This is a genomic window from Microbacterium sufflavum (assembly GCF_023091155.1).
GTDB classification, from domain to species: Bacteria; Actinomycetota; Actinomycetes; order Actinomycetales; family Microbacteriaceae; genus Microbacterium; species Microbacterium sufflavum.
The window spans coordinates 2,258,085-2,282,979 of sequence record NZ_JAHWXK010000001.1 but is presented as its reverse complement, the minus strand read 5'-3'; the positions used below and the strand labels follow the sequence as shown (position 1 = coordinate 2,282,979).

Genomic DNA, 24,895 nt, shown 5'->3' with positions numbered 1-24,895 from the left:
CGTGCGCTGTGCGGCCTCGGTGGGTCCGATGTGACGATCGGCGAAAGCAACCACGTGTGTCTCAGCCCTCCGTGAGTGCGACGTAGGCGTCGCGGTCGAGCAGTCCGTCCAGGGCGCCGGCGGCGACCGAGACCTTGAGCAGCCAGCCGCCCTCGAAGGGCTCGGCGTTCACCAGCGACGGGTCGTCGACCACGGCGTCGTTGATCTCGACGACCGTGCCGGCCACCGGGGCGTAGAGCTCGCCGACCGACTTGGTCGACTCGATCTCGCCCACCACGGAGCCGGCGGTGATCTCGGTGCCGACGGCGGGGAGCTCGACGAACACCACGTCGCCCAGCTTCTCGGCGGCGTAGTCGGTGATGCCGATGGTCACGGTGTCGCCGTCACCGGCGATCCACTCGTGCTCGTCGGTGTAGCGGAGTGCGCTGAGGTCGGTCATGAGTTCCTCCGGTAGAAAGGCAGGGCGGTCACGGTCGCGGGGATACGGGTCCCCCGCACATCAAGGAATACTGCGGTTCCCTCTTCCGCGGAAGAAGGGTCGACGTAGGCCATCGCGATCGGATGACCCAGCGTCGGGCTCAGGGCGCCGCTGGTGATCTCCCCCAGCGGGGCACCGTCGGCGTCGACCACCGCGTAGCCGGCGCGGCCCGCGCGGCGACCCTCGGCGGTCAGTCCGACCAGGACGCGCGCGTCGGCCGCCGGGGCGGGGGCGTCCTTGCCGACGAAGCGCTCCTTCGCGGCGACCACCACGCGACCGAGGCCCGCCTGCGCGGGCGACGTGTCCAGGCTCAGCTCATGGCCGTACAGGGGCATCCCGGCCTCGAGCCGGAGCGTGTCGCGCGCCGCGAGGCCCGCCGGTACCAGGCCCAGGGGCGTCCCGGCGGTGAGCACGGCATCCCACAGCGCGGCCGCGTGAGCCGCCGGCACCAGAAGCTCGAAGCCGTCCTCGCCCGTGTAGCCGGTGCGGGCGAGGAGCAGCGGCTGCCCCGCGAACGTCGCGGACGCCCAGGCGTAGTAGCGCTGCTCGGCCCACGGCACGCTCACCTCGCCGATACCGGCCGTCGCGGCGAGGATCTCCTCGGCGCGCGGACCCTGCACCGCGATGAGGGCGTAGTCGTCGGACACGTCGGCGACCTCGACCTGCTCGACCCCGGAGTGCGCGACCCGGTCCGCGAGCGCACCACGGACGGCATCACGGTTGCCGGCGTTGGAGATGATCAGGTAGTCGTCGTCGGCGAGCCGGTACACGATCACGTCGTCGACGATGCCGCCCTCGGGCGTGAGCAGCAGTGAGTACTTCGCCTTGCCGACCGCAAGAGCCGACAGCCGTCCGGCCAGTGCGTAGTCGAGGAAGGCACCCGCGTCGCCTCCGCGCACGGCGAACTCGGCCATGTGCGAGATGTCGAAGATGCCCGCCGCCTGGCGCACGGCGTGATGCTCGGCGAGGTCGGATGTGTAGCGCACCGGCATCTGCCAGCCGCCGAAGTCGGTGAAGGATGCGCCGAGGGCCTCGTGGCGCTCGCGCAGCGGGGTGAAGCGGGGGTCGGACATGGAGTTCTCCCGGGCTGGGTCGGGCGGAACGGCGGCATCGCCGTTCCAGGGAACTCCCCCTCTGTCATGGGCCTGAGAGCTTCGCCCGCACGAGCACGCGGGCTTTCACCGTCGGCGGATCCCCGACAGCTCGGGATCGCTTTTCAGAGCGGCCGGACCCCCGCGGTACGCGTACCTGAGAGATTGGCGGGGAGGCTTGCTCCTTCGGTGCCCGGCTGCGTGCGCCGGGGCTCTCCCGCGTGGGTCGTTCGGCCTGTCTTCGATTGTGGCTTCAGTCTAGCCCGACGCACGGGCCCCACCCATACGGCTCGGACCCGGATCACCGTCCCGCGAGCTCCGCACGCACCTCATCGCGAAGACGGCCGAGGTTCTCGGGCTCGGGGGCGGCACCGAGGAGGGTCTTGGTGTACTCGTGCTGCGGGTGGAGGATGACCTGGTCGGCGGGTCCGCGTTCGACGACGTCGCCCTTGTAGAGCACCATGATCTCATCGGAGAAGTGGCGGGCTGTGGCGAGGTCGTGGGTGATGTACAGCACGCCCAGGTTCTCTTCCCGCTGCAGCTCGGCCAGCAGGTTCAGGACCCCGAGCCGGATCGACACGTCCAACATGCTCACCGGCTCGTCGGCGACGATGAACCGTGCCCCTGGGGCCAGCGCCCGGGCGATCGCGACGCGCTGCCGCTGCCCGCCGGACAGCTCGTGCGGGCGGCGCTCGGCGAAGCTCTCCCCCGGGGTCAGCCGGACCCGTTCGAGCAGCTCGATCGCCCGCGCCCGTACCGCCGTCCCGGACAGCTTCGGGTGGTGCAGGCGGATCGGACGCTCCAGGTGATGCACGATCGTGTGGAACGGGTTCAACGACGCGAACGGGTCCTGGAACACCATCTGCACATCCGACCGGTACGCCTCCAACCCCCGACCCCGGGTGCCGGACTCGACACCGTCGAGGAGGATGGACCCGGAGGTGGGCGTCTCCAGCTTCATCAGCATCCGCGCGATGGTCGACTTCCCCGACCCCGACTCCCCCACCAGCGCGACCGTCTTCCCGGCCTCGATCGTGAACGACACGTCCTTCACCGCATGCAACACACTCGTGCGGAATCCGGAGCGCAGGGTGAAGTCCTTCACCAGATTCCGCGCCTCCAGCGTCCCGGCCCGGCCCGCATCGTTCGCGCTCATCGCCCCACCTCCTGGCTCATACCCGTGCGGACGAAATCGCCCCGCTCCCCGGTCAACGACGGGAAACTCGACAGCAGCCGTTTCGTGTACTCGTGCTGCGGGGTCCGGTAGATCTCCTCCGCCGTGCCCTGCTCCACGATCCGCCCCTGCAGCATCACCGCGATCCGGTCGCTGATCTCGATCAGCATCGGCAGGTCATGCGTGATGAAGATCACCGCGAACCCCAACCTCTCCCGCAACCGCATGATCTCCCGGATGATGCCCCGCTGCACCACCACATCCAACGCCGTGGTCGGCTCATCCATGATCATCACCTGCGGATCGAGCGCCAACGCCATCGCGATCATCATCCGCTGCCGCATCCCGCCCGACAGCTCATGCGGGAAACTCGTCAACCGGTTCGGATCCACCCCCACCAGCGTCAGCAACTCCTCCGCCCGCTCCTGCTTGGCCCTCTTGCTCATCCCCGGACGGTGCGTGTCGAAGATGTCGAAGATCTGCGCCCGCACACTGATCACCGGATTCAACGAGTTCATCGCCCCCTGGAACACCATCGAGATCTTGTCCCACCGGAACGCCCGCAACCCCTCCCCATCCAGGCCCACCACATCGATGTCATGACCATCCCGGTCATGGAACACGATCTCGCCCTGGGTCATCAACGCCGGAGCCTTCAACAACCGATTCATCCCATACGCGAGCGTCGTCTTCCCACACCCCGACTCCCCCGCCAACCCCAGGATCTCGCCACGATGCAGCGTCAGCGACACATCCCGCACCGCCCTGACCGGCGGATCCACCTCGTACTCGATCGACACGTTCCTCGCGGTCAGGACGGCGTCGCTCATGCGGAGACCCCCTTCGTCTTGGCGGCCTTGCGCACCCGACGGGCCGCATCGGGCGCGTTGCGCAGCTTCGGGTTGATGACCTCGTCGATCGCGAAGTTGATCAGCGCGAGGCCCGCGCCCAGGATCGCGATCATGATGCCCGGGGGCACGAACCACCACCACGCACCGCGGCCGAGCGCCTGCCCGGACTGGGCGTCGTTGAGGATGGACCCCCAGGTGATCGACGAGTTCGGGCCGAGACCGAGGTACGACAGCCCGGCCTCGCCGAGGATCGCGAAGATGATCGCGAACAGGAACTGCGCGGTCAGCAGCGGGAGCAGGTTCGGCATGATCTCGACGAGGATCACGCGGAACGATCGCTCCCCCGCCACCTTCGAGGCGTACACGTAGTCGCGGGTGCGCAGCGAGCGCGTCTGCAGCCGCAGGACATAGGCCGCCCCGGCCCACGAGGTGATGCCGAGCACGAAGGCGACGAGCTGCCAGCTGCGCTGCGGCACGAACGACGCGATCACCATCACGAGCGGGAGCCCGGGGATCACGATCATCACGTTCGTGAGCAGCGCCAGGGCGTCCTCGCGCCAGCCGCCGAGGTACCCCGCCAGCACACCGAAGAAGAGGGACAGGACGATCGCGATCCCGCCGGCGGTGACGCCGATGAGCAACGATCCCTGCGCCCCGATGGCGAGCTGGGCGAGGACGTCGTTGCCGAGTTTGGTCGTTCCCAGCCAGTGCTCGGCCGAGGGCGCGGCGAGTGCGGGGTTGTCGGTGCTGCGCGGGTTCTGTGTGAAGAAGGGCGCGATGATCGCGAAGAGCACGATGGCGAGCACGAGCACAGAGCCGACGATGAACTTCGGCGACGTGCTCGGCAGGATCCGGCGGCGCTTGCGTTCCTGGCGCTGCGTGGCCAGGGCGACCGTGCCCTCGGGGGCGACGGTGGGCGGCTCCTCCACGAGGAGCGGGTTCTTCGTGTCAGACATTCTGGCGAGCCCTCGGGTCGATGAAGCCATAGACGAGGTCCATGAAGAAGTTGGCGACGAGCACCGTGAGGGTGATCACGAGGAACAGCCCCTGCATCAGCGCGTAGTCGTTGTTGGTGACGGCCTGGAACATGAGCTTCCCGACACCCGGATACGTGAACACCTGTTCCATCACGATGGCGCCGGCCACCACGAAGCCGAGGGTGATCGAGAAGCCCGCGATCGACGGGATCGCGGCGTTTCGCGCGGCGTAGGTGGTCATGATGCGCCGCGGGCGCAGGCCCTTCGCCTCGGCGGTCAGCACGTAGTCCTCGGCGAGCGTCGACACCATCATGTTGCGCATGCCGAACATCCACCCGCCGACCGAGCTGATCACGATCGTGATCGCGGGAAGGAGCGAGTGAGCGACCGCGTCGGTGAAGAAGGCCCAGGTCGGCTCCGGGCCGTCCGGGAAGTCGAAGACGTCGTAGCCGCCGAACATGGGGAACCATCCGAGCCCGACCGCGAAGACGGCGACCAGCACGAGCGCGAGCCAGAAGTACGGGATGGACTGCAGGACGGTGGTCGCCGGGATGAGGTGGTCGACCCACGTGCCCCGCTTCCACCCCGCCCACGCGCCGAGCACGACGCCGAGGAGGAAGGACAGGACGGTCGCCGTGCCCACCAGCACCAGGGTCCACGGGAGGGCGCCCGCGATGAGGTCGGCGACCGGCGTCGGGAACTTCGTGACGGAGATGCCGAGGTCTCCGCGGAGCATCCGCCCCCAGTAGGCGATGTACTGCTCCCACAGCGAGGAGTCGTCGCCCCCGAGCAGCAGCTTGATGTTGCGGATGGTGGTCTCGGAGACCTCGCCGCCCGCCCGCTGCATCTTGGCGATCATGATGTCGGCGGGGTCCCCCGGCATGAGCCGGGGAAGCAGGAAGTTGATGGAGATCGCGGCCCACAGCGTGAACGCGTAGAACCCGATCCGTCGTGCATAGAACTTCATGTCACTGTGTCCTGACTTCCTGCTTCCCCGACTCCTTCGCTCAGCCGGCCGGCTTGATCTGCGTCAGCACGTAGCCGGCGGCGATGGCACCCCAGGACGGCGGGAACGCGTAGAGGTTCTCCTCCGTCGGCCAGCCGGTGTAGTCCTTCGTGTTGTAGAAGGTCTGCGTGGCGTTGATCACCAGCGGGATGTAGGGCACGTCGTTGACGATCGCGTCCTGGATCGTGGCGTAGAGCTGCTTGCGCTCCCCCTCGTCCTCGGTGCTGATGGCCTGCTGGATGGCCGCGTCGACGGCGGGGTTGCTGTAGCGGCTGAAGTTCCAGCGCCCCGGGGGGATCTCCGTCCCGACCGGGCTGGTGGACTGCACCGCGGTGCCGCCGAACCAGTCACGGTAGATCTGGAACGGGTCGGCGATGGTGGTGCCGATGACCCCGCCGACGATCAGCTGGAACTGGCCGGACTGACGGGCGTCGACGAACTCCTGCCACTGCACGGTGGACGTGGTGACCTTGATGCCGGCCTTCTCCGCCTGCTCGGCGATCAGCTTCGCGGCGTCGTTGTAGTCCGTCCACCCGTCGACCGAGATCAGGCTCAACTCGACCGGCACGCCGGCCTTCTCGTAGATGCCCGACGAGCCCTTGGTGTAGCCGGCCGCCTCGAGGATCGACGCGGCTTCCTCGACGTTCGCCTCCTGCGGACTGACCTCGTACGCGTCGTCCGTGAGCCACTTCTCATCCCGCGGGAGCAGCGTGTAGGCGGGCGAGATGTCGGCGGTGAGGCCGACGAACGCCTTCTCCTTGATGGTGGCGCGGTCGATCGCGACGTTCAGCGCCTGACGCACGGCGACGTCGGTCTGCGGACCCGTGCAGCCGAGCTCGGCGTTCGAGCACGTGTACAGCACGGTCGGGTCCTGCGGCGTGTTGATCCACTCGATCTTGCCGTTGCCGGTCACGTCGTCCGGGTTGGGGATGAACATGCCGGTCCAGTCCAGCTCGCCCGCGGCGACGAGATCCTGCGCCGTCTGGTTGTTGTCGACGGCGATGTACTGGACCTTCTTGATGGCCAGCTCGTCGGCGTCGCGGTAGTTCTCATTCGCGACTAGGGTGTAGGACTCGCTCGTGGTCTTGTCGACGACGTACGGGCCCGACCCGACCGGCTCCTCGTTGGTGAAGTTCGCGAAGTCGTCCACGTCCTTCCAGATGTGCTCGGGGAGGATGTAGCTCGAGCCCATCCGCTGGAATTCCGTGGTGTACTGCGCGATGCCGTACGTGAGCACGACGGTGGTGTCGTCCGTCGCCTCGGCGGAGACCAGATTGTTGCCCTCGGGGTTGTTGGCCTCGTACTTGAAGGTGAAGGCGACGTCGGAGGCCGTGAGGGGCTCGCCGTCGCTCCACTTCAGATCGGGCTTGATCTTCACCGTGATCTGCGTGCCGTCCTCGTTGTACTCGAAGGACTCGCCGATGAGGCCGATCGGCTCCTCATCCTTGGTCTTGTTGTAGAAGAACAGGGGCTCGTAGATCGGACCGAGTGCGCCGTGGAGCACGTTCGGGGCGAAGGGGTTGTAGTTCGTGGTGATCGGCGTCGTGCTGCCGGCCCAGACGCGGAGGGCGCGGTCGCCGTCGGCGTTGCCGCCTTCGCCTCCCCCGCCACCGCAGGCGGTGAGTCCCAGCGCGAGGACCGAGGCCCCCGCGACCGCCGTGAGCGCGATACCGCGCTTTCCCTTACGGATCATTCTTCATTTCCTCTCGGTGCTGCACTGCAGGAGGGATTCTCCGGATGGAGCCGAACCCCGGTCGGGGTTCACGGGAAACCCGGGAGGAGGAGACGGACGTCACCTCGAAGGGGTTTGTTAGGACAGTAACCTAACAAACCCCTTCGAGCCGGACAAGCCCTATTCCCTCCCGCAGATAACGTTTCGGACTCGCTGGACCCACGGCGTCATGGAGTCGCCCTAAGGGTCGCTATGACACTAAGATCGTTCACGGAGGTTAAGGTGCCTATGACTCGAAGCCAGCCCATCCGCGTCGCCGTCTCGACCGTGATCCTGACGCTGCGGCGCACCGACGACGGCCGCGCCGTGCTCGCCCTCCCCCTCGTGCTCCGCACGCGCGAGCCGTTCGCGCAGCAGTGGGCGCTCCCCGGCGGCTGGCTCACCGCCGAGGAATCCCCGGTCGACGCCGCCGCCCGCACGCTCGCGGAGACCACGGGCCTCGCGCCCAGCTACCTCGAGCAGCTCTACGCGTTCGGCGCCGTCGACCGCTCCCCCACGCGCGTCGTCTCGATCGTGTACTGGGCCCTGCTGCGACAGGACGACGTCGAAGCCCAGATCGCCGCCCACCGCGCCAGCGGACGCGCGCCGGAGAACGTGCAGTGGTTCGAGGTCGACGAGCTCCCCGCACTGGCGTTCGACCACGCCAAGATCATCGAGTACGCCCTGTGGCGCCTGCGCAACAAGGTCGGCTACAGCCGCGTCGCACAGGGCTTCCTGCCCGCGGAGTTCACGCTCGCCGAGCTCCGCGAGGCGTACGAGTCGATCCTCGGCCGCCAGCTCGACCCCGCGAACTTCCGCCGTCAGGTGGAGGCCGCCGGCAACCTCCTGCCCACCGACCGGTTCCGCACCGGAAGCCACCGTCCCGCCCGTCTGTACCGCGACAACACCGATGTCGAGCTGGCCGACCGCGGCCCCCTCGGCCCCGAAGAAACGAGCACCCGATGAGCATCACCGCCGTCCCGACTCCCGCCGTCCTGCCCGTGGACGCCTCGGTCGACCACGCGATCCAGGCGATCGTCACCGGCGCGTCGACCGAGGCCACCTGCACCACCGACCTCGCGGCCGGCCCCTGGGACTTCGACATCCGCCCGGGCTACGGCCCGGGGTCGTCCATGGGCGATGTGATCCCCACCGGCGCTCCCCGCCAGGGCGAACTGCCCGCCGAATACCGCGAGGCACCGGAGGCCGAGCTCCACGACCGCATCCGTGCCGCCAAGGCGACCCTGGGCGACCGCGTGGTGATCCTCGGGCACTTCTACCAGCGCGAAGAGGTCGTCACGCACGCCGACTACGTGGGCGACTCCTTCCAGCTCGCCACGGCCGCCAAGGGCCGGACCGACGCGGAGGCGATCGTGTTCTGCGGTGTGCACTTCATGGCCGAGACCGCCGACCTCCTGTCGCGCCCCGAGCAGTCCGTCATCCTGCCGAACCTCGCCGCCGGATGCTCGATGGCGGACATGGCCGACATCGACCAGGTCGAGGAGTGCTGGGAGCAGCTCGCCGACGTGCTGGGCGACCTCGACACGCCGGACGCGGACGGCCGCGTGCCCGTGATCCCTGTCACCTACATGAACTCGTCCGCCGCGATCAAGGGCTTCGTCGGGCGACACGGCGGCATCGTCTGCACCTCCTCCAACGCGCACACCGTGCTCGAATGGGCGTTCGCGCGCGGACAGCGCGTGCTGTTCTTCCCCGACCAGCACCTCGGCCGCAACACCGCCAAGGCCATGGGCGTGCCGCTGGAGCGCATGCCGCTGTGGAACCCGCGGCGAGCGCTCGGCGGCTCCACGCCCGACGAGCTCAGCGACGCGCGCGTCATCCTGTGGCACGGCTTCTGCTCCGTGCACCGCCGCTTCACGGTCGCGCAGATCGACCAGGCCCGCGCCGAGCACCCCGGCGTGCGCGTGATCGTCCACCCGGAGTGTCCGATGGAGGTGGTGGACGCCGCCGACGAGGCCGGATCGACCGAGTACATCCGCCGCGCGATCGACGAGGCCACCACGCCGACGACGTTCGCGATCGGCACCGAGATCAACCTCGTGCGCCGCCTCGCCGCGCAGTACCCGCAGCACCGGATCTTCTGCCTCGACCCCGTGGTGTGCCCCTGCTCGACCATGTACCGCATCCACCCCGGCTACCTCGCCTGGACGCTGGAGGAGCTGGTCGCGGGACGCACGCCCAACCGGATCACGGTGGCCCAGGACGTCGCGGAACCGGCCAGGGTCGCCCTCGAGCGCATGCTCGCCGCCAAGCCCCCGGCAGCCGGCGCGCGATGAACGTCGTCGTCGTCGGAGCGGGCATCGCGGGCATGACCGCGGCCCTGCACGCGCACGAGGCGGGCCACACCGTGACGCTCGTGACGAAGGGCGAGGTCGGCGAGGGCTGCACACCGCTCGCGCAGGGCGGGATCGCGGGCGGCTACGGGCCGGACGACTCCCCGGCCGCGCACGCGGACGACACCCTCACCGCCGGAGCCGGACTCGGCGACCGCCCCGCCGTCGAGACGCTCGTGGCCGCGAGCTCCGCCCGCATCGCGGAGCTCATCGCCCGGGGCGTCGCGTTCGACCGCGCCGCCGACGGCAGCCTCCAGCGCGGGAGGGAGGCGGCGCACAGCCACGCGCGCATCCTCCACGCGGGCGGAGACGCCACGGGTGCCGCCATCGCGACCGCCCTCACCGCGGCCGTGCGCCGGGCGGGGATCGCCCCGGTCGAACGGGCGATGCTCACCGGGCTCACCGTGGCGGACGGCACCGTGCGCGGCGTGGAGCTGCTCCACGACGACCACCCCACCGTGCGGACCGCCGACGCCGTGATCCTCGCGACCGGGGGCGACGGACAGCTGTACGCCCACACCACCAACCCCGCCGGGGTCACGGGCGACGGGATCGCCGTGGCCCTGGCCGCGGGGGCCGCGGTCGCCGACCTGGAGTTCGTGCAGTTCCACCCCACCGTGCTCGCGAGCGGCCCGGCGTTCCTCATCTCGGAGGCCGTGCGCGGCGAAGGGGCGGTGCTGCTCGACGCCGACGGACGGCGGTTCGTCTTCGACAGCCACCCCGACGGCGAGCTGGCGCCGCGGGACGTGGTCGCGCGGGCGATCGCCGCACAGGCCGCGCGACAGGACGTGCCGGTGCGCCTCGACGCCACGATGCTGGGAGCTGCGACCCTCGCGCGCCGCTTCCCCACGATCGACCGTGTCACCCGCGAGCGGGGCTTCGACTGGTCTCGCGAGCCGCTCCCGGTGACCCCGGCTGCGCACTACCTGATGGGCGGCGTCGTGACCGACCTCGACGGACGCACCACGATCCGCGGGCTCTACGCGGTGGGCGAGGTGGCCCGTACCGGGGTGCACGGCGCGAACCGCCTCGCGTCGAACTCCCTCCTGGAGGGTGCGGTGTTCGGCGCACGGACGGCTGCGGCCCTCGCCGGTCCCTGGCCCGCCGGTGTCCACCCCGGCCCCACGACGCCGCGGGCGACCGCGACACCCGCCACGGAGCCGACGGCGACCACCGGCACCCCGCCGTTCGCGCGCCGCGCCCTGCAGCAGCTGATGTGGGACGAGGTCGGACTCCACCGCACAGCGCGGGGACTCGAGCGCGCCCTCGGCACCATCCGCGGCTGGATCATCGCGCAGCAGCCGCCGCAGAGCGCGCGCGACCACGAGGACGCCCACCTGCTGCACGTCGCGGAGGCCACGGCCGCCGCTGCCCTGGCGCGCCGCATCTCGGTCGGCGCCCACCACCGCGCGGACGCGGAGCCCGCCGCCCCCGCCACCGCCCGTCCCCCGATCCTGGAGACCGTCTGATGCTCACCCGTGCCACCCTCACCCGCGTGGTCGGCGCCGCCCTCGAGGAGGACGCCCCGTGGGGCGACCTGACCAGTGCGACGCTGCTGCCCGCCGACGCCACCGCGACCGCCGACCTCGTCGCCCGCGAGCCCGGGGTGTTCAGCGGCGGAGAGGTGTTCGCCGCCGCCTTCACCCTCACCGACCCGGAGGTCACCGTGGACCTGCACGTGGGCGAGGGCGACGCGTTCGCTGCGGGTGACGTGCTCGCGACCGTGACCGGAGCCGCCCGCAGCCTGCTGACCGCCGAGCGGGTGGCGCTGAACTTCACGCAGCGCATGTCGGGCATCGCGACCCTCACCGCCGCGTACGTCGCGGCGATCGAGGGCACGCGCGCCCGCATCGGCGACACCAGGAAGACCACCCCGGGGCTCCGGGCGTTCGAGCGCCACGCCGTCGCCTGCGGGGGTGGCCGCAACCACCGCTTCTCCCTGTCAGACGCGGTCATGGCGAAGGACAACCACCTCGCGGTGCTGCAGCGCACCGGTCTCGACCTGGCGTCGGCGCTGCGCGAGGCCGTGGCGCGACTGCCGCACACCGCGCACGTCGTGGTCGAGGTCGACCGGCTCGACCAGATCCCCGCGGTGCTCGACGGCGGCGCGCACACGGTGCTGCTGGACAACTTCACCCCGGACGAGCTGCGCGCCGGTGTCGCGCTGATCGACGGTCGCGCGACCGCGGAGGCTTCGGGCGGCGTCGACCTCGACACCGTGGCCGCGATCGCCCGCACGGGAGTGGACATCATCTCCGTCGGGGCGCTCACCCACTCGGCCCGCGCGCTCGATCTCGGCCTGGATCTGCGGATCGACTGACGCCGTGCTGTACCTCGACCACGCCGCCACCTCCCCCGTCCGCCCGGAGGTGCTGGCCGCGATGCAGCCGTACCTCACGACGGTGTACGGCAACCCCGCCAGCCACCACACCGCGGGAGAGGCGGCGGCGGAGGCCCTCGAGGACGCCAGGGCCAGGGTCGCGCACGTGCTCGGGATGCGCCGCGGCGACGTCGTGTTCACCAGCGGCGGCACCGAGGCGAACAACCTCGCGGTGAAGGGACTGGTGCTCGGCGCGCTGAGCTCGGGGCGCCGGCACGTCGTGGTGTCGCCGATCGAGCACGAGTCGATCCTGGAGTCGGCCGCGTTCCTCGCGCGGTTCCACGACGTGGAGGTGACGGCGCTCGACGTGGGGCCGGACGGCCGCGTCACCACCGAGGCCCTCGCCGCCGCGCTCCGCGATGACACGGCACTGGTCGCGCTGGGGCACGCGAACAACGAGATCGGCACGGTGCAGGACGTCGAGGCCCTTGCCGCGGTCGCCCGTGCGCGGGGAGTGCCGCTGCACCTCGACGCCGTGCAGTCGGCGGGCTGGCTGCCGCTGCGCGACCTCGGCGCCGACGCGGTGTCGATCGCCGGGCACAAGCTGGGCGCCCCCAAGGGCACGGGCGCGCTCGCGGTGCGTGGCCGCCTGCCCCTGGAGCCGCTGCTGCACGGCGGCGGACAGGAGCGCGGGCGCCGCTCGGGCACCGCCGACGTCGCGGGCGCCGTGGGCCTGGCGACCGCGCTCGACCTCGCCGAACGGGAACGCGAGGTCGCGGGGGCGCGGATCGGCGCCGCGACCGGACGCTTCATCGCCGAGCTGCTGAGGCGGGTGCCGGAGGCGGCGCTCACGGGTGACCCCGTGCGCCGTCTGCCCGCCACGGCCAGCTTCACGATCGCGGGGGTGAGCGGCGAGGCGGTGCTGCTGGAGCTGGAGCGGCGCGGCGTCATCTCGTCCAGCGGCTCCGCGTGCGCGGCGGGCAGCGACGAGCCGTCGCACGTGCTGCTCGCGTGCGGCCTCGACCCCGCGGTCGCCCAGACCTCGGTGCGCTTCACGTTCGGGCGCGCCCCCCTCCCGGACGACGCGCCGGAGCGCCTCGCCGCCCTCGTCGCCGCCTCCGTGGACGCCGTCCGGGGGTGAGCTGCGGCTCTAGACTCGGCTGGTGACCGACGCCCCGCTCGTGACCCTGGTCGTGCCAGGACGCGACATCGCCGCCTTCGCCCGCGCCGCGCTCGACTCGCTGCGCGCGCAGACCGAGCGACGCTGGCGTGCCATCCTCATCGACGACGGCTCGACCGACGACACGGGCGCGATCTTCGACGCCGCCGCGGCCGCGGATCCGCGGTTCACGTCGATGCGTCACGCCGCCTCCCGCGGCCTCGGTGCCGCGCGCAACGTGGGCCTCTCGCTCGTGGACACCCCGTACACCGGGTTCCTCGACGCCGACGACGAACTGCGCCCCACGGCGCTCGCCCGGCTGCTCGGCACGCTCGAGGAGACCGGGAGCGACCTCGCCGCCGGCGCGTACGTGCGGTCGCGGTGGCAGGGCGACCGCTACGTCGCGGGGCGCGTGCAGCCGTGGGTCGCCGCCGCCACCGCCCCCGAGCGACGCGGCACCACGCTTGCCGAGCACCCCGCGGCCGCGTCGAACATCGTCGCGTGGTCGAAGGTGAGCAGGACCCCGCTGTGGACCGACCTCCGCTTCCCCGAGGGCGTCGCCTACGAGGACCAGGTCGTCGCGCAGACCCTGTACACCCGCGCCGGGGCGTTCGACGTCATCCCCGACGTCGTCGTCGAGTGGCGGGTCAGGGCCGACGGCACGTCGATCACGCAGAGCAAGGCCCAGCTCCCCGTGCTCCGCGACTACCTCACGGCCCTCCGCGGCGGGATCGCGGTGCTGCACGCCGCCGGGGAGCACGCCGCCGTCACCGCCCGCCTCGACCTCATCCTGGCGATGGACGTCCCTCCCCTGCTCGACATCGCCCGTACGCACCCCGACCCGGCGTACGACGCCGAGGTGCAGGCGTTCCTGGCCGAGCTGCGGGCGCTGCCGGAGTTCGCCGACGCCGCTCCCGATCCCGCGCTCGCCGACGCCCTGAACTGGTGAGCCCGACCCCCGAAAGGCCGCCCGCATGAACGCCTACCTCGACTCGCTGTTCTCGCTCGACGGTCGCACGGCCGTGGTGACCGGCGGCAGCTCCGGCATCGGCCGCGGCATCGCCACCGCACTCGCCCGCGCGGGCGCCGCGACCGTGATCGTCGCCCGTGGCGAGGAGCGCATCCGCGAGACCGTCGAGGAGCTGCGCGGTCACGGCGCCCGCGCGGCCGGGGTCGTCGGCGACCTGGGCACGCGCGACGGCATCCACGCCGCGGCCGCCGCGGCCGCGGAGCCGTTCGGCGAGCCGGACATCCTGGTGAACTCGGCGGGCATCAACCTCCGGCCGCCCTACGCCGAGATCACGCAGGACGACTGGGACGCGACCATGACGGTCAACGCGCTGGCGCCGTTCCTGCTCGGCCAGCGGTACGCGAGGGGCATGGCGTCCCGCGGCTACGGACGGCTCATCCACATCAGCTCGCAGCAGGCGCACCGGGCTTTCGTGGGCAGCGGCGTGTACGGCGCGTCGAAGGGCGCGGTCGAGTCGCTCATGCGCTCCGAAGCCGAGGCCTGGGGTGGCACCGGAGTCACGAGCAACACCCTGGTGCCCGGGTTCGTGCTCACCCCGCTGAACGCCCGGCTGCAGCAGGACCCCGACACCATCGCGGCCCTCGCCGCGCGCACCATGATCGGACGCAACGGACTGCCGAGCGACTTCGCGGGCGCCGCGGTGTTCCTCGCCGGTGCGGGCTCGGCCTACGTCACCGGGCACTCGCTGTTCGTCGACGGCGGCCTGTCCGTGCACTGACGCCGCCGCCCCGGCGCTCAGGCCTCGGGGAGGGCGGACTCGTCGGGGTCGGGCGTCGTGACCCCGGTGGCCGCCGCCGGTGCGGACGGCGTGATCAGCGGAGCCGCGGTCGCGAGTGCGGTGACGGCGTCCGCCGCAGCCGCGTCGTCCGGTGCGCGGTCGGCACGGCGGGCGTCGAGCGCCGCCCGCACGCCCCCGGTCGCGGGCTCCCCCGCGTCGTCTTCCTCGATCTCCGCCTCGACGGTGAGCACGCGCGAGGCCGCCACCTGCTGCGCCGCGAGCTCGGCGTAGAGCCCGCCCTGCGCCAGCAGCTCGGCGTGCGTGCCGGACTCGACGATGCGGCCGGCATCGATCACGTGGATCACGTCGGCGCCCATGACGGTGGACAGCCGGTGCGCGATCGAGAGGGTCGTGCGTCCCTTCGCCGCCTCGTCCAGCGCCTCCTGCACGACGCGTTCCGACACGGTGTCGAGCGCCGAGGTCGCCTCGTCGAGCAGCAGCACCGGCGGGTCCTTGAGCAGGACGCGCGCGATCGCGATCCGCTGCTTCTCCCCGCCGGACAACCGGTAGCCGCGTTCGCCGACCACGGTGTCGTAGCCCTTCTCGAACCCGCTGATGATGTGGTGGATGTTGGCCGCGGTGCAGGCGGCGATCAGCTCCTGCTCGGTCGCGTCCGGCTTGGCGTACAGGAGGTTCTCGCGGATGGTCGCATGGAAGAGGTAGGTCTCCTGCGACACGATGCCCACGTCGTCGATGATCGACTCCTGCCGCAGCGTGCGCACGTCGGCGCCGGCGAACAGGACGGTGCCCTCCGTGGCTTCGTACAGGCGCGGTGCGAGGTAGATGATCGTGGTCTTGCCCGCCCCGGACGGCCCGACGAACGCCACGTGCTGCCCCGGCTCCGCCACGAACGACACGCCGTGCAGCGTGGGTCGGGCGTCGGGCGCGGCATCCGGGTAGCGGAACACCACGTCGGCGAACTCCACGCGACCGCGCGGCCCCGGCGCCCGGTCGACCGTGATCGCGTCGGGCGCGTCGGTGATCTCGGGCACCAGGTCGAGGTACTCGAAGATGCGCGCGAACAGCGCGGAGGACGTCTGCAGGTCGAGCGAGACGCGCATGAGCCCCATCAGCGGCATGAGCAGCCGGGCCTGCACGGTCGTGAACGCCACGATGGTGCCGGCGGTGATGGCACCGGTGCCGCCCGCGATGAAGAACCCGGACACGAGATAGATGACGGCGGGGACGCTGGCCATGATCACCTGCACGACCGCGAAGAAGCCCTGACCGCTCATCGCGCGGCGCACCTGGAGGACCACCTGGTTGCGGTTCTCCGCCTGGTAGCGCTCCGACTCGGTGCGCTGCCGGTTGAACGCCTTGGAGAGCAGCATGCCCGACACGCTCAGCGTCTCCTGCGTGATCGACGTGAGCTCCGACAGCGACTCCTGCGTCTCCCCCGCGATGCGCGCCCGCACCTGGCCGACGCGGCGCTGGACGAGCACGAGGAACGGCATCAGCACGACCGCGATCAGGGTGAGACGCCAGTCGATCAGGATCATCGCGACGAGCGAGGCGATCACGGTGACGGCATTGCCGAGGATGCTCGTGACGGTGTTGGTGAGCACGCCGGACACCCCGCCGACGTCGTTCTGCAGGCGCGACTGGATGACCCCGGTCTTGGTACGGGTGAAGAACCCGAGCTCCATCGCCTGCAGGTGCTCGAAAAGGCGCACCCGCAGGTCGCCCGTGACGCTGTTGCCGACGGTCGCGGTGAGCCACGTCTGCACGACGCCGAGTCCGGCCGAGAGCAGGAACAGGGCGACCATCGCGCCCACGAGCCAGGCCAGCAGCTGCAGGTGAGGGCCGCCGCCGTCGACCGGGAAGAGTGCGTCGTCGAAGATGCGCTGCACCAGCAACGGCGGGATGACCGCGATGCCCGCTCCCACGACCACCAGCACGCCCGTCACGAGGATGCGCCACCGGCAGGCGCTGAACAGCGCGACCACGCGGCTGCCCAGGCCCTCGATGCGCGGAGCCTCGGCGTTCTGGCGGCGCTGGGCCTCCTCGTCGACCCCACGGAACCCGGCCCGTGGCCCGCCGCCCATACCGCCCATGCTCATGGCGCAAGCGTACCCACGGGCGCCGACGTCGCCGCCCGCGGATCTCCGCCTGAGCGGATATCACAGGGATCGGAATGAAATGTCCGCGGCACCCGTTACGCTGAGTGACTCCTGCGAACTCTCGCGCCTTCCTTCCCCCTCGATGCCCTGGAGGCCGCCCATGTCTGCCGTCGATACCGGCTCCATCTCGACGCCTCCCGCACAGAGCGGTGAGATCCCCCGCCGCGACATGCGCGTGATCTGGCTCCTGCTCGTCGCGGCCTTCGTCGCCATCCTCAACGAGACCACGATGGGGATCGCGATCCCGCACCTCAACACCGACCTGGGCATCCCGCCCGAGCTCGGGCAGTGGCTCACGAGCGCCTTCATGCTCACCATGGCGGTCGTCATCCCGACGACCGGCTTCATCCTGCAGCGCTTCACGACCCGTCAGGTCTTCATCGCCGCGATGACGGCCTTCTCGCTGGGCACCCTGGTCGCGCTGGTCGCGCCCGGCTTCTCGGTGCTGCTGGTCGGCCGGGTGATCCAGGCCGCGGGCACCGGCATCATGATGCCGCTGCTGATGACGACGATCATGAACGTCGTGCCGCCGCAGTCGCGCGGCCGCATGATGGGCCGGGTCGGCCTCGTGATCTCGCTCGCCCCCGCCATCGGCCCGACGCTCGCCGGCGCCGTGCTCGATGCGTTCAACTGGCGGGCGCTGTTCGCGATCGTGCTGCCCATCGCCCTCGTGTCGCTCGGCATGGGCGTGAAGTGGATGACGAACCTGGGCGAGACCCGCAAGGCTCCGCTCGACGTGCTGTCGATCCCGCTCGCGGCGCTCGGCTTCGGCGGCATCGTGTTCGGACTCAGCCAGTTCGGCGGCGAGGGCGGCTCGGGCGGCACGGCGGGCGTGATCGCGCTGTCGGTCGGCGCCGTGTCGCTCGCGCTGTTCGTGTGGCGTCAGCTGGTGCTGCAGCGCGTGGACGACGCCCTGCTCGACCTCCGGGTGTTCCGCGTCGGCAACTTCTCGCTCGCGGTGATCATCATGACCATCCTGGCGCTGTCGATGTTCGGCACGCTCACGCTGCTCCCGCAGTACCTGCAGAACGTGGCGGGTCTCACGGCTCTGGAGTCGGGGCTGATCCTGCTCCCGGGTTCCGTCCTGATGGGCCTGCTCGGTCCGGTGATGGGCCGCGTGTACGACGCGAAGGGCACGCGCCCGCTGCTCATCCCCGGCACGATCCTGGTCTCGGCGGCGCTGTTCTTCTACTCCACCGTGGGCGAGCACACCGTGTGGTGGCTGCTCATCATCGTGCAGGCGGCCATGTCGGTCGGACTCGCGATGTCGTTCACCCCGCTGTTCTCCTCGTCGCTGGGCTCGCTGCACCGGTCGCTGTACTCGCACGGCTCGGCCGTCCTCAACACGCTGCAGCAGGTGGGCGGTGCGGCCGGAGTCGCGCTGCTCACGGTCACGTACTCGGCGATCCTGCACGCGGGAGAAGACGAGGGTCTGTCGCGGGCGGTCGCGGGGGCACCCGGTGCACGCATGGCGTTCCTCATCGCGGCGATCATCTCGCTCGCGGCGGTGGCGCTCAGCCCGTTCGTGCGCAAGCCCGCCGACGATGCCGGTGAGGGCGGCCACGGGGGCCACTGACACCGCCCGGGTGTGACGGCGTCTGTCGCCTACCGCGTCGACGGCGCGGGGAGGTGGCAGACGCCGTTGCTGCAGAAGCCGACGGCATCCCCGTCGAGCACCTCGAGCGCGGCGGGGAGCGGCTGCAGCACGGGCGCGGTCTCCTGCTCGGCGTTGCGCGGCGTCTTCTCGGTCATCCTTCGATGGTACGCCCGCCGGAGAGGGACGGCTCCGCGGCCCTACCCGCGGTGCGCAGTCGGGCGTATCCTTCCGGGTGATGCGGGTCAACGCCCCTCCGGCGGGCCCGGACGAGGGAGTCGACATGATCATCCGCACCCCGATGGCGGCCACCGCCGAAGGTCCCGTCGCCGCCATGTACGACAGCGACATCGCCGAGGACGGCTTCGTCTTCGCCCACACCCAGGCGATGGCCGTGAACCCGGAGGCCTACGCGGCCTTCGAGGCCCTCGTCCACGCGGTGGTGCCGTCGATCGGCGTCCGCGTGTACGAGGCGGCCACGCTCGGCGCCGCCCGCGCGATCGGGTCGCCGCACTGCCTCCTGGCGCACGGACGCCGCGCGGTGCGCATCGGCCAGGTCGACGAGACCGGGCTCGCCGCGTTCGGCGAGGGCGACGACAGCGCCTTCGACCCGGCGGAGCAGGCGGTGATCCGGTACGCCGAGCGGCTCTCCCGCGAGCCGGAGGCCATGACCGACGCCGACTCGCAGCGCCTGCGCGACGCGGGGTTCTCCGACCGGCAGATCGTCGACATCACCCTCGCCGCGGCGGCGCGCAACTACTTCAGCCGGGCGCTGCAGGCCCTCGCTGTGCCGGTGGATCCGATGCCGGGGTTGAGCGTCGCGGTCACCGAAGCCCTGACCGGTGGCACCGCGGCGAGGCGGACCGATGGCTCTGCACCGCCAGCCGATCGATAGGCCGCTCCCCTAGCGTGGACGGATGCTCAGACGACTCCTCGCCCGCGTGTTCTGGGCGTTCAGCCGCTGGACGCTCGCCGGCGGCCGCGCGCCGGACCGCCCCACCGTGCTGATCGGCGCCCCGCACACCTCCAACTGGGACTTCGTCCTGATGCTCGCCATCGCCTGGCGGCTCGGCATCGACGTGCACTGGCTGGGCAAGAAGAGCCTGTTCCACGGCTGGCGCGGCCCGATCATGCGACGCCTCGGCGGCATCCCCGTGGATCGCGCCGACCCAGCGAGGGTCGTGGGCGAGGTGGTCGCGCAGGTGCACGCCGGGACCGTGTTCGGCCTGGTGGTGACGCCCGACGGCACCCGCGGCGGGAACGCGTACTGGAAGTCGGGCTTCTACCGCATCGCACGGGAGACCGGCATGCCCGTGACCCTGGGTTTCGTGGACCGCGCGACCATGACGACCGGGCTCGGCCCCACGATGGAGCTGACCGGCGACGTCTCCGCCGACATGGACCGCATCCGCGCGTTCTACGCCGACAAGCACGGCGTCCGTCCCGAGCGGCGGACCGAGCCGCGGCTGCGCGAGGAGACCGAGAGCGCCTGACCGCCCCGGGTCTCCCGCGCGCTCACTCGTCGTCCGGCGCGTGCCTCCGCGCGTACGCGAGGTCGTCCTCGGACAGCGTCTCGATCATGCCGACCACGGCGCCCGTGATCTCCCGGATCTCCTCGCGCACATCCTCGTCCAGGTGCCGGGAGCCGCTGCCGATGACCGCACGGCGCGCGTCGTCGGACAGCTCCGGCCACCACTCGTCGATCGGGGGAAGCGTCATTTCGAGTCCTTTCGAGAGGGGGCGGCGAGCCGGGGCGCAACCTTCTGGACACGACCGGAGCCGCGCCACGAGACTGAGGCTATGACAGCAGATGCACGCCGTGGCCCGGACGATCGGGATGACCGCGACGACGGCCGTGACGAGACCCCGAACGAGCGCGCCGACCGCAACTGGGATGAGCTGCTGCAGGAGCTGCGGGTGATGCAGACCGGCACGCAGATCCTCACCGGGTTCCTGCTCGCCGTGGCGTTCCAGCCGCGCTTCACCGACATGGACGAGCTGCAGCGCGATCTGTACGTGGTGCTGGTGGCCCTGGCCGCGATCGCGACCATCCTCGCCCTCGCTCCGGTCGGCATGCACCGGGCGCTGTTCGGCACCCGGCAGAAGCCGGAGCTCGTCCGTATCGCGGCGCGCATCGTGAAGGTGGACCTGGTGGTGATCGGTGCGCTCACGATCGGTGTCACGACGCTCATCGTCGACTTCACCGTGAACCGCACCGCCGGACTCGTCGCGCTGATCGCGGCGCTCGTGCTGGTCACGGGACTGTGGATGGCGCTGCCGGGATTCCTGCGTCGCGCGCGTGCGAGGGCTCGCGCCGACACCTGATCGCCGCCGCCGCGCGCGGGTGCGCGACGGCGACGGCGATGGCTCTCCACTCCGGTCCTCAGCGGCCGGCGGGGCTGCGGTTCTCGGCGCTCACCATCCAGGCGAACTGCTCCAGGCGCTCGATCACGGCGTGCAGCAGATCGGCCGAGGTGGGGTCCTCCTCGTCCACGTCATCGTGCACCCCGCGCAGCGTGGCCACCGTCGCCTCGAGCCGCTCGGTCACGAGGTCGATCGTCTCGGTGGTCGAGACCTCGCCGGTGGGGAACTCGGGCAGCGTGGTGGTCTTCGCGATGGTGGCGCTGCGACCGTCCGGCACCGCGTGCAGCGCGCGCATCCGCTCCGCGATGGTGTCGCTGAACGTGCGCGCGTCCTCGATGATCTCGTCGAGCTGGCGGTGCGTGTCGCGGAAGTTCCTGCCCACGACGTTCCAGTGCGCCTGCTTGCCCTGCAGCGAGAGCTCGATCAGGTCGACGAGCACCGCCTGCAGGTTCGCGGCGAGCGTGGGCGAAGCGGTGAACCCCTTCTCCGCGTTCTGCTGCCGGGTGGTCTTGGCCCGCGTGCTCGCGCCGCTCTTCGCGCCGCCGGTCTTCTTCGTCTTGGTGTCTGCCATGGTGTGACCTCCTGCCGCGACCGTAGCCGCCCGCGCCTGGCCGGATCGAGGGGGTTGACACTCGCCGGGCTCACGGTCGAACGTGGCGGAGTCCCCCGGACGCAGAGAGAGGCGGAACCGTGACCAGCACCGAACAGAACGAGGGCCCCGAGATCGTGATCTCGCCTATCAGCGACGCCGACGCGGGCGAGGTGCTGACCGTCCAGCGCGCGGCCTTCGTGTCGGAAGCGGCGATCTACGGCAGCGTGGACATGCCGCCGCTGACCCAGACGCTCGCGGAGCTGGAGGCCGAGCTGCGGTCCGAGTCCGGTTTCACGGCTCGCATCGACGGACGGCTGGTCGGCGCGATCCGGTACGTCGAGAAGGACGACCTGCTGCTCATCGGGCGCATCGCCATCGCGCCCGACATGCAGGGCGAGGGCATCGGCCGCCGGTTGCTGGAAGCCGCGGAGCAGGCGTCGCGGGCACCGGTCGCCGAGCTGTTCACGGGGAGCCTCAGCGAGGCGAACATCCGGCTGTACGAGTCGTGCGGCTACGTCGAGCACGAGCGCGTGCCCGACGGGGACGGCACCGCGCAGGTGTTCCTGCGCAAGCGGCTGCGAGAGTAAACGCGAGGCTCGGATGACGCAAGGGGGTGGAGGCTCGCGGCGGTGACGGGGATCGTGGAAGCACGTGTCGCGACCGCGGCACGACCCGACCGGAAAGGAGAGCTTCGTGCTCACCCTCACCGACAACGCCACCGCCATCGTCTCGACCCTCGTGAGTCGACAGAACGACGCGCCGGACGCGGGTCTGCGGATCCACTCCGCCCCGGCTCAGGATGACGCAGGGGCGGCGCACCTCGCCGTCGCCGTGACGGCCGACCCGGAACCGGCGGATCAGGTGGTGGAGATCCAGGGAACGCGCCTGTTCCTCGACGATGCGGCCGCGGCCGCTCTCGACGACAAGATCCTCGACGCGGGAGTCGACGACGAGGGCTCCGTCTCCTTCGCGGTGCTCCCGCAGGTCGCCTGACCCACGGACTCCGGATGCCGCGGCCGACTCGGTCGCGGCATCCGTGCGTTCAGTCCCAGTCGAGGTACTCCTCCAGCACCACGGCGGTCTCGATCGGGTGCGTCATGGGGAAGAGGTGGCCTCCGCCGTCGATCCGCTTGATGCTCGCACGCTCGGGAGCGGCGGCCTGCAGGCGCTCGGCGTTCGCCTCCGGGGTGTCCGTGTCGTCGGTCCCCTGGATCAGCAGCACCGGGATCACCGGAGCCAGCGGAACCTCCACGTCCTCCACCCCCAGCAGCGCCAGCCCGTTCACCCGGTCGGGGTGCGCGACGGCGAAGGAGCGGGCGACCGTGCCTCCGAAGCCGTGTCCGCCGATCCAGGTGTCTTCGAGGCCCACGTGGTCGATCACGGCGAGCGCGTCCGCCACGCGGTCGTCGAGCGAGGCGTCGACGCCGTCCGCGCGGTGGCCGATGCGCAGCACGTGGAATCCGGCCTCCTCGGCGAGGTAGTGCCCCACGACGCCGAGCACGTCGGCGGCCAGGTCGCGCTCCTGGATGAGCACCAGCTTGACGGGTCCGTCGCCCTCGTCCACGAAGGGGATGGCGCGGCCGTCTGGCTCGAAGATCTGGGTGTCGGTCATCGGCGTCGGTCTCCTCGTGCCGTCGGTGTCAGGAACGCAGGCGGTCGTCCACGCCGGGCTCCTGCGACCCGCGCCGCGGCCGAGACCGCCTGCGTCCAGCGTAGCCCGCCGGGGGCCGCGCCTCCTCCTCGCGACCCCCGGCGGAGTCATCGTGGGCGCCCCAGTTCACGCCACAGGTGAGCGAGCGTCGCGGCACCGGCCACGAACATCCGCAGGTCGAGGCTCTCGTCGCTCGCGTGCCAGTGGTCCTCGGGAAGACCCGTGCCGAGGAAGTGCACGGGAGCGTCGAGGTGTCGCGACAGCCAGTCGGCCGGGCCTCCCCCGGCGTTGCCCATGCGACCCTGCACCGGGATGCCGAATCCGCGGCCGAGGGCCCGTTCGAGCGCGTCAGTCACCTCGCCAGGGGGCGAGACGTACGGCTCCTGGGCGATGTCCTCGTCGACCTCGAGCGTGTAGGTCGCCCCGTCGGGCATCACGGCGGCCACGTGGGAGCGGAGCAGGTCCGCGATGTCCGGGATGCGCTGGTCGGGCACGGTCCGCACGCTGAGCGATGCCGTGGCCTCGCGCGGGATGACCGATCGCTCGATGCCGTCCGGATCGCCGGCGAGCAGCGAGATGACCTCGATCGCCGGACGCGTCCACAGACGCTCCAGCGGCGTGAACCCGTCCTCGCCGACGATCGCCCGGGTCTCGGTGCGCGTGATCCAGTCCTGCTCGTCGAACGGCAGGGCGGCGAACTCCGCCCTGCGCTCGGCGGAGGTCTCGGCGACGCGGTCATGGAAGCCGGGGATCGCGATGCGCCCGTCCGGGTGATGCAGTCCGCCGAGCACGCGGGACAGCACGAGCGCCGGGTTGAGCGTGACCCCGGACGCGACACCGCTGTGCACGTCGCGCTCCGGTCCCCTGATCGTGAGCGTCGCCGTCAGGGTGCCGCGCATCGAGGTCACCGGGGCGGGGGCATCCACCCGCCACTGGATCGTGTCGGAGAAGACGACGAGATCGCAGGCGAAGCGCTCCGGCTCCTCGTCGAGCAGACGGCGGAGGTTCGGCGATCCGATCTCCTCCTCCCCGTCGATCAGCAGCTTGAGGTTCACGCGCGGGAGCGCGCCGTCGACAGCGGCAGCGGCGCGCAGCGCCCAGACGTGCGCGAGCACCTGTCCCTTCGCGTCCGACGCCCCGCGGCCGTACAGTCGTCCGTCGCGGCGCACGGGGGTGAACGGCGCGGTCTCGCTCCACTCCTCCGGTTTGGCGTGGCGTACGTCGTGGTGGCTGTAGACCAGCACGGTGGGAGCCCCAGGGACGGGCGCGCTCTCGCCGTACACCGTCACGGACTCGCCGACCGGAAGGAGGGTCGTGCGCAGTCCCGCGTCGCGCAGCTCCCCCGCGATCCATCGGGCGGAGCGCTCCATGTCCTGCCGCCTGTCAGGGTCCGCCGACACCGAGGGAATCGCGACCCAGGCGGAGAGCCGGTCGACGATCTCATCGAGGTTCGCGCGCAGGAAGCCAGCGATCGGGTCCGTGTTCTCCTGAGAATCCTCCGCCATGCGACCACCCTGGTCTGCACCACGGGGCGGGGACCAGGGGTTGACGGCGGGGGCGAGCACCGGCTATCCGCTCGCCGTCGCCCGAGGCGCGAGCGCGGGGGGCCGTCGTCTACCCGACGCGCCGGGCTCGGCGCAACTCC

At 71.2% G+C, this 24,895-nt stretch carries 26 protein-coding genes and 2 riboswitches; of the genes, 13 read left to right on the top strand and 13 right to left on the bottom strand.

Translation table 11 applies throughout. The features are described 5' to 3' along the window. Positions 1 to 61 precede the first annotated feature (61 nt). The 7 genes from gcvH to KZC56_RS11040 form a co-directional block, all read right to left on the bottom strand. Positions 62 to 439 (bottom strand): glycine cleavage system protein GcvH, encoded by a 378-nt coding sequence (gene gcvH, locus KZC56_RS11070; protein ID WP_136028632.1) that lies wholly within the window; start codon positions 437 to 439, stop codon positions 62 to 64. Further along, positions 436 to 1,551: a glycine cleavage system aminomethyltransferase GcvT gene (gcvT, locus tag KZC56_RS11065; RefSeq protein WP_247638570.1), complete on the bottom strand. Its 1,116-nt coding sequence runs from the start codon at positions 1,549 to 1,551 to the stop codon at positions 436 to 438. The genes gcvH and gcvT overlap by 4 nt, the downstream gene beginning before the upstream one ends. Before the next feature lie 54 nt (positions 1,552 to 1,605). Then, a riboswitch (glycine riboswitch) is annotated at positions 1,606 to 1,703 on the bottom strand. A 1-nt stretch (position 1,704) separates the two neighbouring features. Continuing rightward, positions 1,705 to 1,799, bottom strand: a riboswitch (glycine riboswitch). 71 nt (positions 1,800 to 1,870) lie between these two features. Next, positions 1,871 to 2,725: an ABC transporter ATP-binding protein gene (locus KZC56_RS11060; RefSeq protein WP_247638569.1), complete on the bottom strand. Its 855-nt coding sequence runs from the start codon at positions 2,723 to 2,725 to the stop codon at positions 1,871 to 1,873. Then, positions 2,722 to 3,573 (bottom strand): ABC transporter ATP-binding protein, encoded by an 852-nt coding sequence (locus KZC56_RS11055; protein ID WP_247638568.1) that lies wholly within the window; start codon positions 3,571 to 3,573, stop codon positions 2,722 to 2,724. The genes KZC56_RS11060 and KZC56_RS11055 overlap by 4 nt, the downstream gene beginning before the upstream one ends. Then, a complete protein-coding gene (locus tag KZC56_RS11050; protein ID WP_136035503.1) occupies positions 3,570 to 4,550 on the bottom strand; it encodes an ABC transporter permease in 981 nt (326 codons plus the stop codon). The genes KZC56_RS11055 and KZC56_RS11050 overlap by 4 nt, the downstream gene beginning before the upstream one ends. Further along, positions 4,543 to 5,538, bottom strand: a complete 996-nt coding sequence (locus tag KZC56_RS11045) for an ABC transporter permease (protein WP_136035502.1) — start codon at positions 5,536 to 5,538, stop codon at positions 4,543 to 4,545. Before KZC56_RS11045 ends, KZC56_RS11050 begins: the two co-directional genes overlap by 8 nt. A 40-nt stretch (positions 5,539 to 5,578) precedes the next feature. Further along, positions 5,579 to 7,270 carry an ABC transporter substrate-binding protein gene (locus KZC56_RS11040; protein WP_136035501.1) on the bottom strand — a complete coding sequence of 564 codons (1,692 nt, stop codon included), beginning with the start codon at positions 7,268 to 7,270 and terminating at the stop codon, positions 5,579 to 5,581. Between the two features lie 267 nt (positions 7,271 to 7,537). Here KZC56_RS11040 and KZC56_RS11035 point away from each other — a divergent pair, with 267 nt between their 5' ends. The 7 genes from KZC56_RS11035 to KZC56_RS11005 are packed head-to-tail and all read left to right on the top strand — an operon-like array spanning position 7,538 to position 14,869. Continuing rightward, positions 7,538 to 8,254 carry an NUDIX hydrolase gene (locus KZC56_RS11035; RefSeq protein WP_247638567.1) on the top strand — a complete coding sequence of 239 codons (717 nt, stop codon included), beginning with the start codon at positions 7,538 to 7,540 and terminating at the stop codon, positions 8,252 to 8,254. After that, entirely contained in the window at positions 8,251 to 9,585 is a 1,335-nt protein-coding gene (gene nadA, locus KZC56_RS11030) for a quinolinate synthase NadA (protein ID WP_247638566.1), read from the top strand. Before KZC56_RS11035 ends, nadA begins: the two co-directional genes overlap by 4 nt. Then, complete coding sequence (gene nadB, locus KZC56_RS11025) at positions 9,582 to 11,111, top strand: L-aspartate oxidase (protein ID WP_247638565.1); 1,530 nt, start codon at positions 9,582 to 9,584, stop codon at positions 11,109 to 11,111. Before nadA ends, nadB begins: the two co-directional genes overlap by 4 nt. Continuing rightward, positions 11,111 to 11,962, top strand: a complete 852-nt coding sequence (gene nadC, locus KZC56_RS11020; protein WP_247638564.1) for a carboxylating nicotinate-nucleotide diphosphorylase — start codon at positions 11,111 to 11,113, stop codon at positions 11,960 to 11,962. The genes nadB and nadC overlap by 1 nt, the downstream gene beginning before the upstream one ends. Positions 11,963 to 11,966: 4 nt before the next feature. Beyond that, on the top strand, positions 11,967 to 13,103 hold the full coding sequence (locus KZC56_RS11015) for a cysteine desulfurase family protein (protein WP_247638563.1): 1,137 nt from the start codon (positions 11,967 to 11,969) through the stop codon (positions 13,101 to 13,103). A gap of 22 nt (positions 13,104 to 13,125) precedes the next feature. Next, the gene (locus KZC56_RS11010; RefSeq protein ID WP_308194353.1) at positions 13,126 to 14,070 is read left to right on the top strand and encodes a glycosyltransferase family 2 protein; all 945 of its coding nucleotides are present in this window, start codon (positions 13,126 to 13,128) and stop codon (positions 14,068 to 14,070) included. A gap of 25 nt (positions 14,071 to 14,095) precedes the next feature. Next, positions 14,096 to 14,869 carry an SDR family NAD(P)-dependent oxidoreductase gene (locus tag KZC56_RS11005; RefSeq protein ID WP_247638562.1) on the top strand — a complete coding sequence of 258 codons (774 nt, stop codon included), beginning with the start codon at positions 14,096 to 14,098 and terminating at the stop codon, positions 14,867 to 14,869. Positions 14,870 to 14,886: 17 nt separating this feature from the next. On the opposite strand, the gene KZC56_RS11000 is transcribed toward KZC56_RS11005, so the two are convergent. Continuing rightward, the gene (locus tag KZC56_RS11000) at positions 14,887 to 16,983 is read right to left on the bottom strand and encodes an ABC transporter ATP-binding protein (RefSeq protein WP_247638881.1); all 2,097 of its coding nucleotides are present in this window, start codon (positions 16,981 to 16,983) and stop codon (positions 14,887 to 14,889) included. Between the two features lie 166 nt (positions 16,984 to 17,149). On the opposite strand from KZC56_RS11000, the gene KZC56_RS10995 reads away from it, so the two are divergent. Continuing rightward, entirely contained in the window at positions 17,150 to 18,625 is a 1,476-nt protein-coding gene (locus KZC56_RS10995) for an MDR family MFS transporter (protein ID WP_136036937.1), read from the top strand. Between the two features lie 29 nt (positions 18,626 to 18,654). Here KZC56_RS10995 and KZC56_RS10990 read toward each other — a convergent pair whose 3' ends face one another. Then, positions 18,655 to 18,801 (bottom strand): hypothetical protein, encoded by a 147-nt coding sequence (locus tag KZC56_RS10990; protein WP_168387113.1) that lies wholly within the window; start codon positions 18,799 to 18,801, stop codon positions 18,655 to 18,657. Between the two features lie 125 nt (positions 18,802 to 18,926). On the opposite strand from KZC56_RS10990, the gene KZC56_RS10985 reads away from it, so the two are divergent. Beyond that, the gene (locus KZC56_RS10985; protein ID WP_247638561.1) at positions 18,927 to 19,538 is read left to right on the top strand and encodes a carboxymuconolactone decarboxylase family protein; all 612 of its coding nucleotides are present in this window, start codon (positions 18,927 to 18,929) and stop codon (positions 19,536 to 19,538) included. A gap of 22 nt (positions 19,539 to 19,560) precedes the next feature. Then, a complete protein-coding gene (locus KZC56_RS10980) occupies positions 19,561 to 20,136 on the top strand; it encodes a 1-acyl-sn-glycerol-3-phosphate acyltransferase (RefSeq protein WP_136036939.1) in 576 nt (191 codons plus the stop codon). Positions 20,137 to 20,158: 22 nt separating this feature from the next. Here the strand turns inward: KZC56_RS10980 and KZC56_RS10975 are convergent, their stop codons facing one another. Next, a complete protein-coding gene (locus tag KZC56_RS10975) occupies positions 20,159 to 20,362 on the bottom strand; it encodes a hypothetical protein (protein WP_247638560.1) in 204 nt (67 codons plus the stop codon). 81 nt (positions 20,363 to 20,443) lie between these two features. Between KZC56_RS10975 and KZC56_RS10970 the strand changes: the two genes are divergently transcribed. Beyond that, complete coding sequence (locus tag KZC56_RS10970; RefSeq protein WP_136033509.1) at positions 20,444 to 20,968, top strand: DUF6328 family protein; 525 nt, start codon at positions 20,444 to 20,446, stop codon at positions 20,966 to 20,968. Positions 20,969 to 21,026: 58 nt separating this feature from the next. Here the strand turns inward: KZC56_RS10970 and KZC56_RS10965 are convergent, their stop codons facing one another. Continuing rightward, on the bottom strand, positions 21,027 to 21,578 hold the full coding sequence (locus tag KZC56_RS10965; protein WP_136033507.1) for a Dps family protein: 552 nt from the start codon (positions 21,576 to 21,578) through the stop codon (positions 21,027 to 21,029). A gap of 119 nt (positions 21,579 to 21,697) precedes the next feature. On the opposite strand from KZC56_RS10965, the gene KZC56_RS10960 reads away from it, so the two are divergent. Together KZC56_RS10960 and KZC56_RS10955 are read left to right on the top strand one after the other, a co-directional pair. Next, a complete protein-coding gene (locus tag KZC56_RS10960; protein WP_205814405.1) occupies positions 21,698 to 22,186 on the top strand; it encodes a GNAT family N-acetyltransferase in 489 nt (162 codons plus the stop codon). A 106-nt stretch (positions 22,187 to 22,292) separates the two neighbouring features. Next, positions 22,293 to 22,592: a Fe-S cluster assembly protein HesB gene (locus KZC56_RS10955; protein WP_136033504.1), complete on the top strand. Its 300-nt coding sequence runs from the start codon at positions 22,293 to 22,295 to the stop codon at positions 22,590 to 22,592. A gap of 49 nt (positions 22,593 to 22,641) precedes the next feature. Here KZC56_RS10955 and KZC56_RS10950 read toward each other — a convergent pair whose 3' ends face one another. Then, positions 22,642 to 23,211 (bottom strand): alpha/beta fold hydrolase, encoded by a 570-nt coding sequence (locus tag KZC56_RS10950; RefSeq protein WP_136036941.1) that lies wholly within the window; start codon positions 23,209 to 23,211, stop codon positions 22,642 to 22,644. 146 nt (positions 23,212 to 23,357) lie between these two features. Further along, complete coding sequence (locus tag KZC56_RS10945; RefSeq protein ID WP_247638559.1) at positions 23,358 to 24,755, bottom strand: M20/M25/M40 family metallo-hydrolase; 1,398 nt, start codon at positions 24,753 to 24,755, stop codon at positions 23,358 to 23,360. Positions 24,756 to 24,895: the final 140 nt, after the last annotated feature.

Bases quoted from the DNA above. Each gene is read 5' to 3' on its own strand.
- gcvH (WP_136028632.1), bottom strand. From the start codon at position 439: ATGACCGACCTCAGCGCACTCCGCTACACCGACGAGCACGAGTGGATC.
- gcvT (WP_247638570.1), bottom strand. From the start codon at position 1,551: ATGTCCGACCCCCGCTTCACCCCGCTGCGCGAGCGCCACGAGGCCCTC.
- KZC56_RS11060 (WP_247638569.1), bottom strand. From the start codon at position 2,725: ATGAGCGCGAACGATGCGGGCCGGGCCGGGACGCTGGAGGCGCGGAAT.
- KZC56_RS11055 (WP_247638568.1), bottom strand. From the start codon at position 3,573: ATGAGCGACGCCGTCCTGACCGCGAGGAACGTGTCGATCGAGTACGAG.
- KZC56_RS11050 (WP_136035503.1), bottom strand. From the start codon at position 4,550: ATGTCTGACACGAAGAACCCGCTCCTCGTGGAGGAGCCGCCCACCGTC.
- KZC56_RS11045 (WP_136035502.1), bottom strand. From the start codon at position 5,538: ATGAAGTTCTATGCACGACGGATCGGGTTCTACGCGTTCACGCTGTGG.
- KZC56_RS11040 (WP_136035501.1), bottom strand. From the start codon at position 7,270: ATGATCCGTAAGGGAAAGCGCGGTATCGCGCTCACGGCGGTCGCGGGG.
- KZC56_RS11035 (WP_247638567.1), top strand. From the start codon at position 7,538: ATGACTCGAAGCCAGCCCATCCGCGTCGCCGTCTCGACCGTGATCCTG.
- nadA (WP_247638566.1), top strand. From the start codon at position 8,251: ATGAGCATCACCGCCGTCCCGACTCCCGCCGTCCTGCCCGTGGACGCC.
- nadB (WP_247638565.1), top strand. From the start codon at position 9,582: ATGAACGTCGTCGTCGTCGGAGCGGGCATCGCGGGCATGACCGCGGCC.
- nadC (WP_247638564.1), top strand. From the start codon at position 11,111: ATGCTCACCCGTGCCACCCTCACCCGCGTGGTCGGCGCCGCCCTCGAG.
- KZC56_RS11005 (WP_247638562.1), top strand. From the start codon at position 14,096: ATGAACGCCTACCTCGACTCGCTGTTCTCGCTCGACGGTCGCACGGCC.
- KZC56_RS11000 (WP_247638881.1), bottom strand. From the start codon at position 16,983: ATGGGCGGTATGGGCGGCGGGCCACGGGCCGGGTTCCGTGGGGTCGAC.
- KZC56_RS10995 (WP_136036937.1), top strand. From the start codon at position 17,150: ATGTCTGCCGTCGATACCGGCTCCATCTCGACGCCTCCCGCACAGAGC.
- KZC56_RS10990 (WP_168387113.1), bottom strand. From the start codon at position 18,801: ATGACCGAGAAGACGCCGCGCAACGCCGAGCAGGAGACCGCGCCCGTG.
- KZC56_RS10985 (WP_247638561.1), top strand. From the start codon at position 18,927: ATGATCATCCGCACCCCGATGGCGGCCACCGCCGAAGGTCCCGTCGCC.
- KZC56_RS10980 (WP_136036939.1), top strand. From the start codon at position 19,561: ATGCTCAGACGACTCCTCGCCCGCGTGTTCTGGGCGTTCAGCCGCTGG.
- KZC56_RS10975 (WP_247638560.1), bottom strand. From the start codon at position 20,362: ATGACGCTTCCCCCGATCGACGAGTGGTGGCCGGAGCTGTCCGACGAC.
- KZC56_RS10970 (WP_136033509.1), top strand. From the start codon at position 20,444: ATGACAGCAGATGCACGCCGTGGCCCGGACGATCGGGATGACCGCGAC.
- KZC56_RS10965 (WP_136033507.1), bottom strand. From the start codon at position 21,578: ATGGCAGACACCAAGACGAAGAAGACCGGCGGCGCGAAGAGCGGCGCG.
- KZC56_RS10950 (WP_136036941.1), bottom strand. From the start codon at position 23,211: ATGACCGACACCCAGATCTTCGAGCCAGACGGCCGCGCCATCCCCTTC.
- KZC56_RS10945 (WP_247638559.1), bottom strand. From the start codon at position 24,755: ATGGCGGAGGATTCTCAGGAGAACACGGACCCGATCGCTGGCTTCCTG.